Genomic DNA, 16522 nt, shown 5'->3' with positions numbered 1-16522 from the left:
CCGAACCTGCCCAAGGCACCGAATCCGGACCCGCCCAAGCCCCGGGACCGGGCCCACTTCCGGAGGCACCCGGAACCAGGCCGAGCGCTGCCGGGCGCACAAGGAACCGTCGTCCCGCACAGGGACACCGCACCGTAAGGAGCGCGCCGTGTCCGACCCCCGCCCCGTGCTCGACGACCTGCGTGCCGAGAGCGAGGAGCTCGACCAGCTGGTGAGCGGGCTCTCCGCGCGCGAGTGGGCCGCGGAGACCCCCGCACCCGGCTGGACCGTGGCCCACCAGATCGCCCACCTCGCCTGGACCGACCGGGCCGCGCTGCTCGCCGCCACCGACACGGACGCCTTCGCGGCCCAGATCGAGGAGGCCGCCGCGGCCCCGGACACGTACATAGACGACGCCGCACAGGCCGGCGCGGTGCTGCTCCCCTCCGAGTTGATGGCCCGCTGGCGCGCCGGCCGCGAGGAGCTCCAGCGGTTGCTGCGGGCGGCGCCGGACGGGACGCGGTTTCCCTGGTACGGGCCGCCGATGTCCCCCGCGGGCGTGGCCACCGGGCGGATCATGGAGACGTGGGCGCACGGCAAGGACGTCGCCGACACCCTCGGCGTGGTCCGGGAGCCCACCGATCGGCTGCGGCACGTGGTGCGGATCGGCGTCAGGGCACGGGATTTCGCCTACCTGGTGCACGGACTGCGGCCACCCGAGGAGGAGTTCAGGGTGGAGCTGACCGCCGCCTCGGGCGAGGTCTGGGCCCACGGCCCCGAGGACGCCGCCCAGCGCGTCACCGGCTCCGCCGTCGACTTCTGCCTGCTCGTCACCCAGCGCGCGCACCGCTCGGACGTGGACGTGCACGCGGACGGCCCCGACGCCGACGAGTGGCTCGACATCGCCCAGGCCTTCGCGGGTCCCCCGGGGGAGGGCCGCGCGCCGGGAACGCCCTCCGACGGGACGGACGGCCCCCGGTGAGCCCGGCCCCGCCGCCCGCACAGCCCTCGTCGGCCTCGCAACCCTCGTCGGCCTCGCAACCCTCGTCGGCCTCGCAACCCTCGACGGCCTCGCAACCCTCGACGGCCTCACAGCACCCACCGCCCCCACCGCTGCGCATAGGCAACTTCTCCGGCTTCTACGGCGACCGTTCCGCCGCCCTGACCGAGATGCTCACCGGCGGCGCCCTCGACGTCCTCACCGGCGACTACCTCGCCGAGCTGACCATGCTGATCCTCGGCCGGGACCGCCTGCGGGATGCCGCACTGGGCTACGCGAAGACGTTCCTCGGCCAGCTGGAGCAGTGCCTCGGCCTCGCCCACGAGCGCGGGGTGCGGATCGTGGCCAACGCGGGCGGCGTCAACCCGGCCTCCCTCGCCGAGAGGCTCGGCGAGCTCGCCGACCGCCTCGGCATACCCGCGCGCGTCGCCCACGTCACCGGCGACGACCTGATCGGCCGAGGCGGCTGGCCCGAGGGCGTCGTCACCGCCAACGCCTATCTCGGCGGCCACGGCATCGCCGCCTGCCTGCGCGCCGGCGCGGACATCGTGGTCACCGGCCGCGTCACCGACGCCGCCCTCGTCACGGGGCCCGCCACCGCGCACTTCGGGTGGCGGCCAGAGGAGTACGACAAGCTGGCGGGCGCCGTGGTCGCCGGGCACGTCCTGGAGTGCGGCACCCAGGCCACCGGCGGCAACTACGCGTTCTTCGCGTCGCACCGTCCCGGCGCCGCCCACCACCCCGGCTTCCCGCTCGCCGAGCTCCACGAGGACGGCTCCTGCGTCATCACCAAGCAGGACGGCACCGGCGGCTTCGTCGACACCGGAACCGTCACCGCGCAACTCCTCTACGAGACCTCCGGCGCCCGGTACGCGGGCCCCGACGTCACCGCACGCCTCGACACCGTCCGGCTCACCCGGCAGGGGCCCGACCGGGTCGCGATCGACGGCGTCCGGGGCGAGCCCCCGCCCCCGTCGCTGAAGGTCGGCCTGAACCGGCTCGGCGGCTTCCGCGGCGAGGTCGTCTTCGTGCTGACCGGGCTCGACATCGACGCCAAGGCGGACCTGGTGCGCGCGCAGATGGAGGACGCCCTGAGCAAGCGGCGGCCCGCCGAACTGCGCTGGGAACTCGCCCGTACCGACCACCCGGACGCCGGCACCGAGGAGGCCGCGAGCGCCGTCCTGCGGCTGGTCGCGCGCGACCGCGACGAGCAGGCGGTGGGGCGCGCGCTCGGCGCCGCCGCGGTGGAGCTGGCGCTCGCCTCGTACCCGGGCTTCCACGTGACCGCGCCGCCCGGGAAGGGCACACCCTACGGGGTGTTCGAGACGGCGTACGTCGCGCAGGGCGCCGTCGAGCACGTCGCCGTTCTCCCGGACGGGCGGCGGCAGCACGTACCGGGACCCGGCCGCACCCGGGAACTGCGGCCCGTTCAGGAGCCGTTGGAGGCGGACGTCCGGCAGACCTCGCCGGGGGCGGGTGGGGAGGGGGCGCCCGCCGTTCGTACGCGCCGCGCGCCGCTCGGCCTCCTCGCGGGCGCCCGCAGTGGCGACAAGGGCGGGGACGCCAACATCGGTGTCTGGGCCCGCCAGGGTCTCGCGCGGGGCCCCGGCCTCGCGCAGGGCCCCGCGCAAAGGGCGGTGGCGAACCCCACGGACACGGACCCCACGAGCCCCACGGACCCCGCGGACCCCGTCTGGGACTGGCTCCTGCGCACCCTCACCACCGACCGCCTGCGCACCCTCCTGCCGGAGTGCGCGGACCTGCCGGTCACCCGCCATGTGCTGCCCAACCTGCGGGCCCTGAACTTCGTGGTCGAGGGGCTGCTCGGCGAGGGAGTCGCCGCCCGGCACCGTTTCGACCCGCAGGCCAAGGCGCTCGGCGAGTGGCTGCGCGCCCGCCACGTGGACATCCCGGAAGACCTGCTGGCGGCCGCGGATCCCTCCACGGATACCTTCACGGATCCCTTCACGGATCCCCCCACAGGCCATGCCACAGGCCCCTCCACGGACCCCTCCGGGGGCCCTACCGCGGGCACCGAGACGCAAACCCCCGCGCCCCCCACCCCTCGCACCCCCCGCACGCCCCGCTCCGAGGAGCCCCAGTGACCCTGCTCGCGTCCGCCCTGGACACCACCGCGCCCGGCTACGCGGCCAACCGTGAGGCCATGCTCGGCAAGCTCGCCGAGCTGGAGGCAGAGCACGCCCAGGCCCTCGCGGGCGGCGGCGAGAAGTACGTCGAGCGGCACCGCGGCCGCGGCAAGCTGCTCGCCCGCGAGCGCATCGAGCTGCTGCTGGACCCGGACACGCCCTTCCTCGAACTGTCCCCGCTCGCGGGCTGGGGCAGCGACTACACCGTGGGCGCCTCCCTGGTGACCGGCATCGGCGTCGTCGAGGGCGTCGAGTGCCTGATCACCGCGAACGACCCCACCGTGCGCGGCGGCGCCAGCAATCCGTGGACGCTGAAGAAGGCCCTGCGCGCCAACGAGATAGCGCTCGCCAACCGGCTGCCCACCATCAGCCTCGTCGAGTCGGGCGGCGCCGACCTGCCGTCCCAGAAGGAGATCTTCATCCCGGGCGGCGCGCTCTTCCGCGACCTCACCCGGCTCTCCGCGGCCGGCATCCCCACCCTGGCCGTGGTCTTCGGCAACTCCACCGCGGGCGGCGCCTACGTGCCGGGCATGTCCGACCACGTGATCATGGTCAAGGAGCGCTCCAAGGTGTTCCTCGGCGGCCCGCCGCTGGTGAGGATGGCCACCGGCGAGGAGAGCGACGACGAGTCCCTGGGCGGCGCCGAGATGCACGCGCGCGTGTCCGGCCTCGCCGACCACTTCGCCGTCGACGAGCACGACGCCCTGCGCCAGGCCCGCCGGGTCGTGGCCCGCCTCAACCACCGCAAGGCGTACCCGGATCCGGCACCGGACGGGGTCGAGCCGCCCGCCTACGACGCCGACGAGCTCCTCGGCGTCGTCCCGGGCGACCTGAAGGTCCCGTTCGACCCGCGCGAGGTGGTCGCCCGGGTCGTCGACGGCTCGGACTTCGACGAGTTCAAGCCGCTCTACGGGCCCAGTCTCGCCACCGGCTGGGCGCGGCTGCACGGCTACCCCGTCGGCGTCCTGGCGAACGCCCAGGGCGTGCTGTTCAGCGCGGAGTCGCAGAAGGCGGCGCAGTTCATCCAGTTGGCCAACCAGCGGGACATCCCGCTCGTGTTCCTGCACAACACCACCGGCTACATGGTGGGCAGCAGCTACGAGCAGGGCGGCATCATCAAGCACGGCGCGATGATGATCAACGCCGTCTCCAACTCCCGGGTGCCGCACCTGTCCGTGCTCATGGGCGCCTCGTACGGCGCCGGGCACTACGGCATGTGCGGCCGGGCCTACGACCCCAGGTTCCTCTTCGCCTGGCCGAGCGCCAAGTCCGCCGTGATGGGGCCCCAGCAGCTCGCCGGGGTGCTGTCGATCGTCGCCCGGCAGTCCGCCGTCGCCCGCGGGAAGCCGTACGACGAGGAGGCCGACGCGGGGCTGCGGGCGATGGTGGAGCAGCAGATCGAGTCGGAGTCGCTGCCGATGTTCCTGTCGGGCCGGCTGTACGACGACGCGGTGATCGACCCCCGCGACACCCGCACCGTGCTCGGCCTGTGCCTCTCCGCCATTCACACGGCGCCCTACGAGGGCGTGCGCGGCGGCTTCGGCGTCTTCCGGATGTGACGGGGAGGACGGCGCCGTGAGCGACGGGGAGGACGGCGCCGTGACGCGACAGGACAGAGAACAGGACACGACACGACAGCGGTATCGGGACGGGACGGACGGTATGTCGGACGAACGGACGGTAAGCCAACGGTGATCACCTCCCTGCTCGTCGCCAACCGCGGCGAGATCGCCTGCCGGATCGTGCGCACCTGCCGCGACCTGGGCATCGCCACCGTGGCGGTGTACTCGGACGCGGACGCCGACGCGCTGCACGCGCGCGTGGCCGACTCCGCGGTACGCCTGCCGGGGGAGGCCCCCGCGGACACCTACCTGCGCGGCGACCTCGTCGTGAAGGCCGCCCTCGCGGCGGGCGCGGACGCCGTGCACCCCGGATACGGCTTCCTCTCCGAGAACGCGGACTTCGCGCGCGCGGTCACCGGCGCCGGCCTGGTGTGGGTCGGCCCGCCGCCGGAGGCCATCGAGGCGATGGCGTCCAAGACGGTCGCCAAGAAGCTCATGGGCGTCCCCGTGGTGACCGACCCCGCCGCACTCACCGAGGACGACCTGCCGGTGCTGGTGAAGGCCGCTGCGGGCGGCGGCGGGCGCGGGATGCGGGTGGTCCGGGACCTGGCCGCGCTGGACGCGGAGCTGGCCGCCGCGCGCGCCGAGGCGGCGAGCGCGTTCGGGGACGGCGAGGTGTTCGTCGAGCCGTACATCGAGGGCGGCCGGCACGTCGAGGTGCAGGTGCTGGCCGACGCGCACGGCACCGTGTGGACCCTCGGCACCCGCGACTGCTCCCTCCAGCGCCGCCACCAGAAGGTGATCGAGGAGGCCCCGGCACCCGGTCTCGCCCCGGGCCTCGTGCGGCGCCTCACCGAGGCCGCCGAGCGCGCGGTGCGGGCCACCGGGTACGTCGGCGCGGGCACGGTCGAGTTCCTGATCGACGAAGGGGCCGGGATCGGGGAAGGCGCTGGGGGAGAAGGGGCCGTGGCTCCGGCTGATGGGGACGACGGCGGCGCGGACGCGCGCGTGCACTTCCTGGAGATGAACACCCGCCTCCAGGTGGAACACCCGGTCACCGAGGCCGTGTTCGGGCTCGACCTGGTCGCCTGGCAGATCCGGATCGCCGAGGGCCGGCGCCTGTACGAGGGCGCGGACTCGTCCGCTGCTGCCGACCATGCTGACGCTGACGTTGCCGACCGTGCCGCCGTCCCCGGGGCCGGCGCCCCGCCGGCCCCGCGCGGCCACGCCGTCGAGGCCCGCCTCTACGCCGAGGACCCGGCCCGGGGCTGGGCCCCGTCCACCGGCGTCCTGCACCGCCTGCACGTCCCGGGCGCCGTGCCGGGGACGGCCACCCAGGGCGCCCCCGGTGCCGGTGCCGGTGCCGGTGCCACGGGGAGCACCCCGGGACCGTTCGCCCTAGGGAGCACCACCGGACCGTTCGCCCTAGGGAGCACGGGAGCGGGAGCGGGCGGACGGGGCCTGCGGCTCGACACCGGGTACGAGGACGGCGACCGCGTCGGCATGCACTACGACCCGCTGCTCGCCAAGGTGGTCGCGTGGGCGCCCACGCGCGCGGAGGCGGTGCGCAGGCTCGCCGGGGCGCTGGAGCACGCACGCGTGCAGGGCCTCGTCACCAACAGGGAGTTGCTTCTGCGGTCGCTGCGGCACCCGGAGTTCGCCGCCGGCCGCATGGACACCGGCTTCTACGAACGCCACCTGGGCGAGCTGACCGCCGCCGCCCCCGACCCGCTCGCCCCGGTGGCCGCCGCGGTGGCCGCGGCCCAGGGCCGCTCGCGCTTCGGCGGCTTCCGCAACGTCCCCTCGCAGCCGCAGGCCAGGCGGTACCGCGGCGAGCCGGACGGCACCGAGTACGAGGTCCGCTACCGGCACACCCGCGACGGGCTCGTGGTCGAGGACGTCCTGCGTACCGAACCGGAGGGACGCACAGCCCAGGGTGCGGCCCCAGGTGCGGCCCAGGGCACCGCCCCCGCCCACGACATCCGCGTCCTGCGCGCCGCCGCGGACCGCGTCGTGCTCGAAGCCGGCGGCGTGCGGCGCACGTTCGACGTCACGGTGCGCGGCGCGCGGGTGTGGGTCGGCGACACCGCCCTCACCGCGCTGCCCCGCCTGCCGCTGCCGGCCGCGGAGGAACGCCCGCCGGGATCGCTGCTCGCCCCGATGCCGGGCACCGTCGTCCGCCTCGCGGAGGGCGTCGCGGAAGGGGCCCGGGTGACCGCGGGAGCGCCCCTGCTGTGGCTGGAGGCGATGAAGATGGAGCACACCGTCACCGCGCCGGCCACCGGCACCCTCACCGCCCTGCACGCCGCCCTGGGCCACCAGGTCGAGTCCGGCACGCTCCTCGCCGTCGTCACGGAGGAGTCGCCCGCGGAGAGCACGGGGGCGCCCGTGAAGAGCACGGACCAGACGCCCTGATGAGCACGGAAGACCTGCCCGCGAAGAGCACGGAAGACCTGCCCGCGAAGAGCACGGAGGAGATGCCCCGATGAGCACCGCTCGCAGCACGGCTCAGGAAAGCGACGAAAGCGCGGAACACCGGGACCTGCGCGCCGCCGTCGCCGCGCTCGGCAGGCGCTACGGCCGCGCCTACATGACGTCCGTGGTGGGCGCCGGCGGACACCCGGACGAACTGTGGCGCGAGACGGCGAAGCTCGGCTACCTCGGCGTCAACCTCCCCGAGGAGTACGGCGGCGGGGGCGGCGGCATCCAGGAGCTCTCCCTCGTGCTGGAGGAACTCGGCGCCGCGGGCTGCCCCCTGCTGATGATGGTCGTGTCGCCCGCCATCTGCGGAACCGTCATCGCCCGCTTCGGCACCGGCGCCCAGAAGGCGGAGTGGCTGCCGGCGCTCGCCGACGGCAGCCGCACCATGGCGTTCGGCATCACGGAGCCCGACGCGGGCTCCAACTCGCACCGCATCACCACCACCGCCCGCCGCGACGAGGCCACCGGCGACTGGCTGCTGACCGGCCGCAAGGTGTTCGTCTCCGGGGTCGACATCGCGGACGCCACGCTGATCGTCGGCCGCACCGAGGACGCCCGCACCGGCAAGCTCAAGCCGTGCCTGTTCGTCGTCCCGAGGGACGCCGAGGGCTTCTCGCGGCGGCGGATAGACATGGAACTGAACGCCGCGGAGAAGCAGTTCGAGCTGGTCCTGGACGACGTGCGGCTGCCCGCGGACGCGCTCGTCGGGGACGAGGACGCCGGCCTGCTCCAGCTCTTCGCCGGGCTCAACCCCGAGCGCATCATGACCGCCGCGTTCGCGATCGGCATGGGCCGCTACGCGCTCGACCGGGCCGTGGCGTACGCCAAGGAGCGCTCCGTCTGGCAGGCTCCCATCGGAGCCCACCAGGCCATCGCGCATCCCCTGGCGCAGGCCCACATCGAGCTGGAGCTCGCCCGCCTGATGATGCAGAAGGCGGCCCGCCTGTACGACGCGGGCGACGACGCCGGCGCGGGAGAGGCCGCGAACATGGCCAAGTACGCCGCGGGGGAGGCGTGCGTGCGCGCCGTCGACCAGGCGGTGCACACCCTCGGAGGCAACGGCCTGACCAGCGAGTTCGGCATCGCGTCGCTGATCACCGCGGCCCGGGTGGCCAGGATCGCGCCGGTCAGCAGGGAGATGATCCTCAACTACGTGTCCCACCAGAGCCTCGGCCTGCCCAAGTCCTACTGAGCCCGCCACGCCCACCGTCTGGCCGTGAGGAGCCGCCGTGGTCCTGTCCAGCCGCTACAGCCACTACACAGACGTTCCGGCCGTCGAACTGCCCATCCACGAAGCCGTCCTGGGCGGCGCCGCGGCCCGGGGCGACGCCCCCGCGCTGATCGACGGCACCGACGGCACCACCGTCGGCTACGCGCAACTCGACGCCGACCACCGCAGGATCGCCGCGGGACTGGCCGCCGCGGGGGTCCGCAAGGGCGACGTGCTGGCCCTGCACAGCCCCAACACCATCGACTACCCGGCCGCCTTCTACGGCGCCGCGCGCGCCGGCGCACCGGTCACCCTGATCCATCCGCTCTCCACCGCCGAGGAGTTCGCCCGGCAGCTCGCCGACAGCGGCGCACGGTGGATCGTCACCGTGGGCGCGCTCGCGCCCGTCGCACGGGCCGCGGCGGAACGGGCCGGCGGCATCCGGGAGGTCTTCGTCACCGACCGCGCCGAGGGCCACCGCTCGCTGCGCGACCTCGGCGCGGCGGATCCCGGTGACGCGGACCGCGACGCGCCCGGCACCCCGCCCGGTCCCGCGCTGCCGGCCGTCGACCCCTGTGAGGACATCGCCGCGCTGCCCTACTCCTCGGGCACCACCGGCACCCCGAAGGGAGTGATGCTCACGCACCGCTCCATCGCCACCAACCTGGCCCAGCTCGACCCGGTGATGCCGCTCGGCCCCGGCCAGCGGATCCTGGCGGTGCTGCCGTTCTTCCACATCTACGGCCTGACGGCGCTGATGAACCACCCTCTGCGGCGCGGCGCCACCGTCGTCGTCCTGCCCCGCTTCGACCTGGAGGCCTTCCTCGGCGCCATCGAACGGCACCGCGTCACGGGCCTGTACGTCGCCCCGCCTATCGTCCTGGCGCTCGCCAGGCACCCGGCGGTGGACCGCTACGACCTGTCGTCGCTGCGGTTCGTGCTGAGCGCCGCCGCGCCCCTGGACGGCGCGCTCGCCCAGGAGTGCGCGCAGCGGCTCGGGCTGCCGCACCTGGCCCAGGCCTACGGGATGACGGAGCTGTCGCCCGGCACGCACGTCGTCCCGCTGGACGCGCGGGACGTGCCCGCGGGCACCGTCGGCCGGCTGCTGCCGAGCACCGAGATGCGCGTCCTGTCGCTCGACGACCCGGCGGCGGACGTCCCGGCCGGGGTCCCCGGGGAACTCGCCTTCCGGGGCCCGCAGGTGATGAAGGGCTACCTGGGCAGGCCCGACGCCACCGCCGCCATGATCGACGAGGCGGGCTGGCTGCACACCGGGGACGTCGGGTACGCCGACGGGCAGGGCTGGCTGTACGTGGTGGACCGCGTCAAGGAGCTGATCAAGTACAAGGGCTACCAGGTCGCGCCCGCGGAGCTGGAGGCGCTGCTCCTCGGCCACCCCGGGATCGCGGACGCGGCGGTCGTCGGCGTCGTGGACGACGACGGCAACGAGATCCCCAAGGCGTACGTCGTGCCCGCCGCCGGGTCCGCCGGGTCCGCCGGGTCCGCCGAGTCCGCTCTCACCGCGGACTCCGTGATGGCCTGGGCGGCCGAGCGCGTCGCGCCGTACAAGAAGATCAGGAGGGTGGAGTTCATCGGCGAGATACCCCGCGCGGCGTCGGGGAAGATCCTCCGCCGGGAACTGAGGAGCCTGCCGTGACCGCGTGCCGCACGGCGACGCCACGCGCGCGTGGCGTCGCCCCCGGGCGGGCCCAGCGGCCGTGCGCCGCCCCGCCCCGCACCGCCCGCACCGATGTGAGGAGCCGCCCGTGACCGAACCCCTCAGGACGGCGCACGAGCGCGGTGTCGCCGTCCTCACCCTCGACGACCACCCGCGGCGCAACGCCCTGTCCAGGTCCCTGGTGAGCGCCCTGACGGAGGCACTGCACAAGGCCGACGGGGACGGCGACGTGCGCGCGGTCGTGCTCACGCACTCCGGGTCCACGTTCAGCGCGGGCGCCGACCTGAAGGACCCGCCGGCCCCGGACGCGGTCCTCGCGCTGCTGCGGCTGCTGCTGGAGCTGGACAAGCCCGTCGTCGCCCGGGTCACCGGGCACGCGCGCGCGGGAGGGCTCGGGCTGCTCGGCGCGTGCGACATCGCCGTGGCGGGCCCGGAGGCCACGTTCGCGTTCACGGAGGTGCGCCTCGGGGTGGCCCCCGCGCTCATCAGCCTGCCGCTGCTGCCACGCCTCGACGCGCGGGCCGCGAGCCGCTACTGGCTGACGGGCGAGCGCTTCGACGCCCCGGAGGCGGCCAGGATCGGGCTGCTGACGGCCGCCGCACAGGACGTCGACGCCGCGCTCGCCCCCGTCCTCGACGGTCTGCGCAAGGCCGCGCCTCAGGCGCTGCGGGCCACCAAGCAGCTCGTCAACGCGCGCGTGCTGGAGGCCTTCGGGTCGGGCGGCGACGCGATGGCGGCGCTCACGGCCCGCCTGTTCGGCTCCGCGGAGGCCCGCGAGGGGATGGCGGCGTTCATGGAGCGGCGGGATCCGGCGTGGGTACGGTGACGGCATGGGCACGGTGACCGCGGCGGACCGCACGCCGAAGCAGGACCGCAGCCGGCTGACCCGGCAGCGGCTCCTGGAGGCCGCCGTGACCTGCCTCGCCGCGCACGGCTGGGCGGGCTCCACCGTCGCCGTGGTCGCCGAGCGCGCGGGCGTCTCCCGGGGCGCCGCCCAGCACCACTTCCCGACCCGCGAGGACCTCTTCACGGCGGCCGTCGAGTACGTGGCCGAGCAGCGCTCCAGCGCACTGCGCGCACTGTTCCCGGACGGCACGCACGACCGCAGGGCCGTCGTCGCCGCCCTCGTCGACCTCTTCACCGGCCCGCTGTTCAAGGCCGCACTCCAGCTCTGGACGGCCGCCGCCCACGAGGACCTGCTCCGCGTGCGGGTCACCGAGCTGGAGGCCAGGGTCGGCCGCGACACTCACCGCATCGCCGTGGAACTGCTCGGGGTCGACGAGTCCGTACCCGGCGCCAGGGAGACCGTCCAGGGCCTCCTGGACATGGCCCGCGGCCTGGGCCTCGCGGCACTCCTCACGGACGACACCCCGCGCAGGGAGCGGGTGGTGAGGCAGTGGGCGGCACTGCTGGACGAGGCTTTGGGGTGAGCACGCGGGGCTTCGCCCCGGTCCACCGAGGGGCGCGGGGCCCTGACATTGTGTGGCTCCCCCGGGTGGGCGCGACCAGCCGCGACGAGACCGTCAGGTCTGGGGGCACCTCCCACGCCCTTAGGGGTCCTTGCACCATGAGCGTCCGATAGGGCGCGGTGCCAGGCCACGCGACCCGGGCGGGCATGGTGCAAGGACCCCTTCAGGCAGTGGGGGACGCCCCGAAGCGGCCGGCCCCCTCGCGACCGGCCCCGCGCCCGTCCCGCGGACAGCCTCAGTCGCCGGGCTGCGGAGCCGCCGTCCCGGAGAAGCCGGGGACGTCGGCCACCGCCCGGGGGCCGGGGCCCACGTACCGGGCCGTCGGACGGACCAGGCGGCCGGTCCGTTTCTGTTCCAGGATGTGCGCCGCCCACCCCGCCGTGCGCGCGCACGTGAACATCGACGTGAACATGTTCGCCGGCACCTCCGCGAAGTCCAGCACGATCGCCGCCCAGAACTCCACGTTCGTCGCCAGCACCCGATCCGGCCGGCGCGCGTGCAGTTCCGCGAGTGCCGCACGCTCCAGGGCCTCGGCCACCTCGAACCGCGGCGCGCCCAGCTCCCTCGCCGTGCGCCGCAGCACCCGCGCGCGCGGGTCCTCGGCCCGGTAGACCCGGTGGCCGAAGCCCATCAGCCGCTCACCGCGGTCCAGCGCCCCGCGCACGTAGGCCTCCGCGTCGCCCGTGCGCTCGATCTCCTCGATCATGCCGAGCACCCGCGACGGCGCGCCGCCGTGCAGCGGCCCGGACATGGCGCCCACCGCCCCGGACAGCGCCGCGGAGACGTCCGCGCCCGTGGAGGCGATGACGCGCGCGGTGAACGTGGACGCGTTCATGCCGTGCTCCGCGGCCGACGTCCAGTACGCGTCGACGGCGGCCACGTGCCGCGGGTCCGGCTCGCCCCGCCAGCGGGTCATGAACCGCTCCGTGATGCTGCCTGCCTTGTCGATCTCCCGCTGCGGCACCATCGGCATCCCCTGCCCGCGCGCCGACTGGGCCACGTACGACAGCGCCATCACGGCGGCCCGCGCCAGGTCGGCGCGGGCCTGCTCCGCGTCGATGTCGAGCAGCGGCTTCAGGCCCCACACGGGCGACAGCAGCGCGAGGGCGGCCTGGACGTCCACGCGTACGTCGCCGGAGTGCACGGGGATCGGGAACGGCTCGGCGGGCGGCAGGCCCGGGTCGAAGGACCCGTCGACGAGGAGCCCCCACACGTGGCCGAAGGTGACGTTGCCCACCAGGTCCTCGATGTCGACGCCGCGATAGCGCAGGGCGCCGCCTTCCTTGTCGGGTTCGGCGATCTCCGTCTCGAAGGCGACGACCCCTTCGAGACCCGGTATGAAGTCGGACACGGGCGGGCTCCTTAGTGCGGTCGATGGTGAGTGCGGTCGATGGTGCGGTGGTGAGTGCGGTCGATGGTGCGGTGGTGAGTCGGCCGATGGTGCGGTCGATGCGCCGGAAACGGCGGTCGGTACCGCGAACGGTCCACATGCAGGCTACGAAGTTATGAGTAGTCATTGAACTGCGTCCGTCACCCTCGTCGCCCGCCGTTCACCCCCGCACCGAACCGGAAACGCGTACGGGCCCTCACCACCGCCCGAGGCAGTCCGTACGGCAAGATGACTGCGTGACAGACCGTGCGCACCCAGCCGACGCCACCCCAGCCGACCTCGCCGCGGACACGGCTGCCGCCGCAGCCGCCGCGGCCGACGCCGCCGCCATCGACGCCGCAGCCCACCCCCCGGTGGCGGTGCCGCCCGGCGCGGCCGATCCTGCCGAGATGCGCGCCCACTACCGCGCCGAGGGCCTGTCCGAGGCCGATCTCGCAACGGCGCCCATGGAGCAGTTCGCGCGGTGGTTCGAGGAGGCCGTACGCGCCGCGGAGCAGGGCGGCCTGTACGAGCCCAACGCCATGATCGTCTCCACCGCGGACGCCGAGGGGCGCCCCAGCTCCCGGACGGTGCTGCTCAAGCAGTACGACGAGCGGGGCTTCGTCTTCTACACGAACTACACCTCCCGCAAGGCCCGGGACCTCGCCGAGAACCCCCGTGTCGGGCTGGTCTTCCCCTGGCACCCGATGGCCCGCCAGGTGGTCGTCACGGGCACCGTGTCCCGCACCGGCCGCGACGAGACCGCCGCCTACTTCCGCACCCGGCCGCACGGCTCCCAGCTCGGCGCCTGGGCCAGCGAGCAGTCCTCGGAGGTCGCCTCGCGCGCGGAGCTGGACCGCGCCTACGAGGAGCTGGTCACCCGCTACCCGGAGGGCGAGTCCGTGCCCGCGCCGCCGCACTGGGGCGGTTTCCGGATCGCGCCGGAGACGGTGGAGTTCTGGCAGGGCCGGGAGAACCGCCTGCACGACCGGCTGCGCTACATCCGCACCCCCGCGGGCGCGTGGCGCATCGAACGGCTCTATCCCTGATCCGTCCCTGATCTGTCCTGATCTGTCCCTGATCCGTCCCGGAGGCAGTGCCTGTTTCTCCCCGAGGCGTTGCCTGCCCTTCCCGCGCCGCGCCGGGCCCCCACCCGGCCGGTACCGGTCCGGACCCGCGCCCCGGGACGGAGGCCCTGGAGCAGCCCGGGACAAGGCCCTGGGCAGCCCGTGAACGAGGCCCTGGAAAACGGACAACCCGCGGGCCATGGTTCCTGCCGCCGGAGCGGAGGAAGCCGGCCGGACGTACCGGCGGCCCGCGGGTCGGGTGACTGTGTGGAATTGGCCGGCTACGCGCTCCCCGGTTGACCCGAGGACGTGGGTGATACCCACACGCGCTGGTCCGGCACCGCACTGAGTGTGATGACGGGCCCTAGCCCGCAGTCACCTCTCGCGTCCGGTATGTGTACATCTGCCGAACCACCTCCTTTCCCGAGTGACCCCAAGCCTAGGCACGCCCGTGCCCCATGCTCAAGGGGATTTCTCCGGGGCACGCGACACGGCTGGGATCGAGCGGTGTTTTTCACGGAGCGGGCAGTTGTTCGTGGGGCGGGAAGAGGGTCATCATCAATGACGGACGCAAAGGTGGGACGTAAACGTGGACGTCATCTCCGTGCCGCCGGAAATTCACGGCACCACGATTTTCGCGGAACGGTGTGTGGGCTCCGTCACGTTCGAGTTGAATGATCTGGAGTGCCGTCACCACGTGCACTCCACACGAAACGGCCGGCAGGGGGTGCCTCGGTGAGTGCTTCCCGGCGCAGCGGAACCACCGACGAGCGCTCGCCCGACCCGGGGCGGGACGGCGCGGACCTGCTCGCCGCGCTGCTCGACGGCATGGACGCCGCCCTGTGCGCGTTCGACGCCGACGGCGTGGTGACCCACTGGAACCGCGAAGCCGAGCGGATCCTCGGCTGGAGTGCCGCCGAGGCGGTCGGCAAGCAGGGCTTCGCGGGATGGGCGGTGCGCCCCGCGGACGCCGAGGAGGTCCAGGCCCGGCTGCTGTCCGCGATGCGCGCGCCCGGCCGCCAGGTGCACGAGTTCGCGCTGCTGACCAAGGACGGCGGCCGGGTCCTCGTGCGCACCCAGTCCGCCTCCGTGCGCGGCCCCGACGGCGAGCCCGCCGGGGTGTACTGCGCCTTCAGCGAGGTGCACGCCCAGATAGACCTGGAGCGCTCGATCGCGCTCAGCGAGGCGCTGTTCGAGGACGCCGCCTGGGGCGTCGTCCTGGTCGACGCCGACCTCCGCCCCGCCGTCGTCAACCGCCACGCGGCGCGTGCCCTGGGCAGCGGCCGGACCGCCCTGCTGGGCCGCCCCCTGGGAGAGCTGATCGTGCAGGGTGTGGAGGAGCTGGAGAGCGCCCTCACGCACGTCCTCGCCGAGGGCGCGCCGCCCGGGCCGGCCGAGTTGTGGGTCACCCTGCGCTCGACCGAGGGGGAGCGGCGCCGCTGCCTGCGCAGCGGCTTCGTGCGCCTCGCCTCGCCGCTCGCCGAGGAGCCGGTGCCGCTCGGCGTCGGATGGCTGTTCACGGACATCACCGACAGCAAGCAGGCCACCCAGGAGGCGGCCCTGCTGAGGTTCCGCGCCAACCAGCTGCACCGCGCCGCCCGCGCCGCCGCGGAGTGCGAGGACCCCGCCGAGGCCGCGGCCGTCCAGCTCGACTTCGCCCTCGCCGGCTTCGCCGACCACGCCCTGATAGACCTGATCACGCCCGGCACGGCTCCCGACGGCGGTCCGGTGCGCCTGGTCCGCGCGGTCACCACGCCCTCCGGCGCCTCGGGGCCCACGGTCCCCGCCGGCTGCGTCGGCCTGCCCATGCGGTACGGGGCGGGGCACCCGGCGCTCCAGTGCGTGGAACGCGAGGGGTCGGTACGCGCCAGCGCGGCCACGGCGTCCGGCCTGCCGGGCTCGGGGGACGGCGCGGGGCGGGCCGCGGCGGCCCGGGTCCCCGATCCGGCGTGGGCGGCGGAGCGGCAGTGGCCCGACGACGCGGTGCACGCGCTCTGCACGGTGCTGCGCAGCCGGGGGCGGACGCTTGGCGTGGTGACGTTCCTGCGGGGCACGAGCCGTACGGGGTTCGACCGGGCCGACGCCTCCTACGCGGAGAGCGTGGCCGTACGCATAGCCGCGGCGTTGGACCTGTCGCAGGTCCTCGACGGCGGGGGGCTCACCGGCTTGTCGTGACCCAGGGCTCGGCCCTGGACCGTGGTGCCGGGCCGCCGCGGGGGCGCGGAGCGCCTATAAGCCCCGCGGGGCTTAGACATGTGCGGTTCCGCCGCCGCGTGGGGCGCGCAGCGCCCTATAACGCGGGGAACTGCGCGACCAGCCACCACGCGACCGCCGGATCGTCACCGGCCTGAAGGGGCTGGCTCTGTCGTTTCCCGACCACCGGCGGGTGGGTGGTTGCTCGCGCAGTTCCCTTGAGGGAACCGGGGTCACCCGGACGTTCACTGCGCCCCTGAGGGGACCGGGGTGTCCCCCGGACGTTCCCGCGCCCCAAGGAGAACCGGGGTTCCCCGGACGTTCCCGTGACCCGGACGGAACTGGGGTCCCCCACACGTTCACCGCG

General features: G+C 74.5%; 11 protein-coding genes. 10 read left to right on the top strand and 1 reads right to left on the bottom strand.

Annotated features, from left to right (window positions below):
* Positions 1-148: 148 nt before the first annotated feature.
* The 8 genes from Sm713_RS26450 (at position 149) to Sm713_RS26415 (ending at position 11487) form a co-directional block, all read left to right on the top strand.
* Positions 149-961 carry a TIGR03084 family metal-binding protein gene (locus Sm713_RS26450; protein ID WP_212912582.1) on the top strand — a complete coding sequence of 271 codons (813 nt, stop codon included), beginning with the start codon at positions 149-151 and terminating at the stop codon, positions 959-961.
* Between the two features lie 131 nt (positions 962-1092).
* Positions 1093-3084 (top strand): acyclic terpene utilization AtuA family protein, encoded by a 1992-nt coding sequence (locus Sm713_RS26445; protein ID WP_212914848.1) that lies wholly within the window; start codon positions 1093-1095, stop codon positions 3082-3084.
* Positions 3081-4685: an acyl-CoA carboxylase subunit beta gene (locus tag Sm713_RS26440; RefSeq protein ID WP_212912581.1), complete on the top strand. Its 1605-nt coding sequence runs from the start codon at positions 3081-3083 to the stop codon at positions 4683-4685. The genes Sm713_RS26445 and Sm713_RS26440 overlap by 4 nt, the downstream gene beginning before the upstream one ends.
* Before the next feature lie 132 nt (positions 4686-4817).
* Positions 4818-7103, top strand: coding sequence for a biotin carboxylase N-terminal domain-containing protein (locus Sm713_RS26435; RefSeq protein WP_212912580.1), 2286 nt, complete (start codon positions 4818-4820; stop codon positions 7101-7103).
* A 70-nt stretch (positions 7104-7173) separates the two neighbouring features.
* Positions 7174-8361, top strand: a complete 1188-nt coding sequence (locus Sm713_RS26430) for an acyl-CoA dehydrogenase family protein (RefSeq protein WP_212912579.1) — start codon at positions 7174-7176, stop codon at positions 8359-8361.
* 37 nt (positions 8362-8398) lie between these two features.
* Positions 8399-10036, top strand: a complete 1638-nt coding sequence (locus Sm713_RS26425) for an AMP-binding protein (protein WP_249416700.1) — start codon at positions 8399-8401, stop codon at positions 10034-10036.
* Positions 10037-10145: 109 nt separating this feature from the next.
* Positions 10146-10883 carry an enoyl-CoA hydratase family protein gene (locus Sm713_RS26420; RefSeq protein ID WP_212912578.1) on the top strand — a complete coding sequence of 246 codons (738 nt, stop codon included), beginning with the start codon at positions 10146-10148 and terminating at the stop codon, positions 10881-10883.
* 4 nt (positions 10884-10887) lie between these two features.
* Complete coding sequence (locus Sm713_RS26415; protein WP_212912577.1) at positions 10888-11487, top strand: TetR/AcrR family transcriptional regulator; 600 nt, start codon at positions 10888-10890, stop codon at positions 11485-11487.
* A gap of 274 nt (positions 11488-11761) precedes the next feature.
* On the opposite strand, the gene Sm713_RS26410 is transcribed toward Sm713_RS26415, so the two are convergent.
* Positions 11762-12877 carry a citrate synthase 2 gene (locus tag Sm713_RS26410; protein ID WP_212912576.1) on the bottom strand — a complete coding sequence of 372 codons (1116 nt, stop codon included), beginning with the start codon at positions 12875-12877 and terminating at the stop codon, positions 11762-11764.
* A gap of 428 nt (positions 12878-13305) precedes the next feature.
* Here Sm713_RS26410 and pdxH point away from each other — a divergent pair, with 428 nt between their 5' ends.
* Complete coding sequence (pdxH, locus tag Sm713_RS26405; RefSeq protein WP_212914846.1) at positions 13306-13944, top strand: pyridoxamine 5'-phosphate oxidase; 639 nt, start codon at positions 13306-13308, stop codon at positions 13942-13944.
* Between the two features lie 753 nt (positions 13945-14697).
* Positions 14698-16137 carry a PAS domain-containing protein gene (locus tag Sm713_RS26400; RefSeq protein WP_212912575.1) on the top strand — a complete coding sequence of 480 codons (1440 nt, stop codon included), beginning with the start codon at positions 14698-14700 and terminating at the stop codon, positions 16135-16137.
* Positions 16138-16522: the final 385 nt, after the last annotated feature.

It is taken from the genome of Streptomyces sp. TS71-3, assembly GCF_018327685.1.
Taxonomy (GTDB): domain Bacteria; phylum Actinomycetota; class Actinomycetes; order Streptomycetales; family Streptomycetaceae; genus Streptomyces.
Note: the sequence above shows the minus strand (reverse complement) of the source record. Positions and strands in the feature narration are given on the sequence as shown.

What these genes read in the sequence shown, in the direction of transcription:
- Sm713_RS26430 (WP_212912579.1), top strand. Translation starts at nt 7,174, where the DNA reads ATGAGCACCGCTCGCAGCACGGCTCAGGAAAGCGACGAAAGCGCGGAA.
- Sm713_RS26415 (WP_212912577.1), top strand. Translation starts at nt 10,888, where the DNA reads ATGGGCACGGTGACCGCGGCGGACCGCACGCCGAAGCAGGACCGCAGC.
- pdxH (WP_212914846.1), top strand. Translation starts at nt 13,306, where the DNA reads ATGCGCGCCCACTACCGCGCCGAGGGCCTGTCCGAGGCCGATCTCGCA.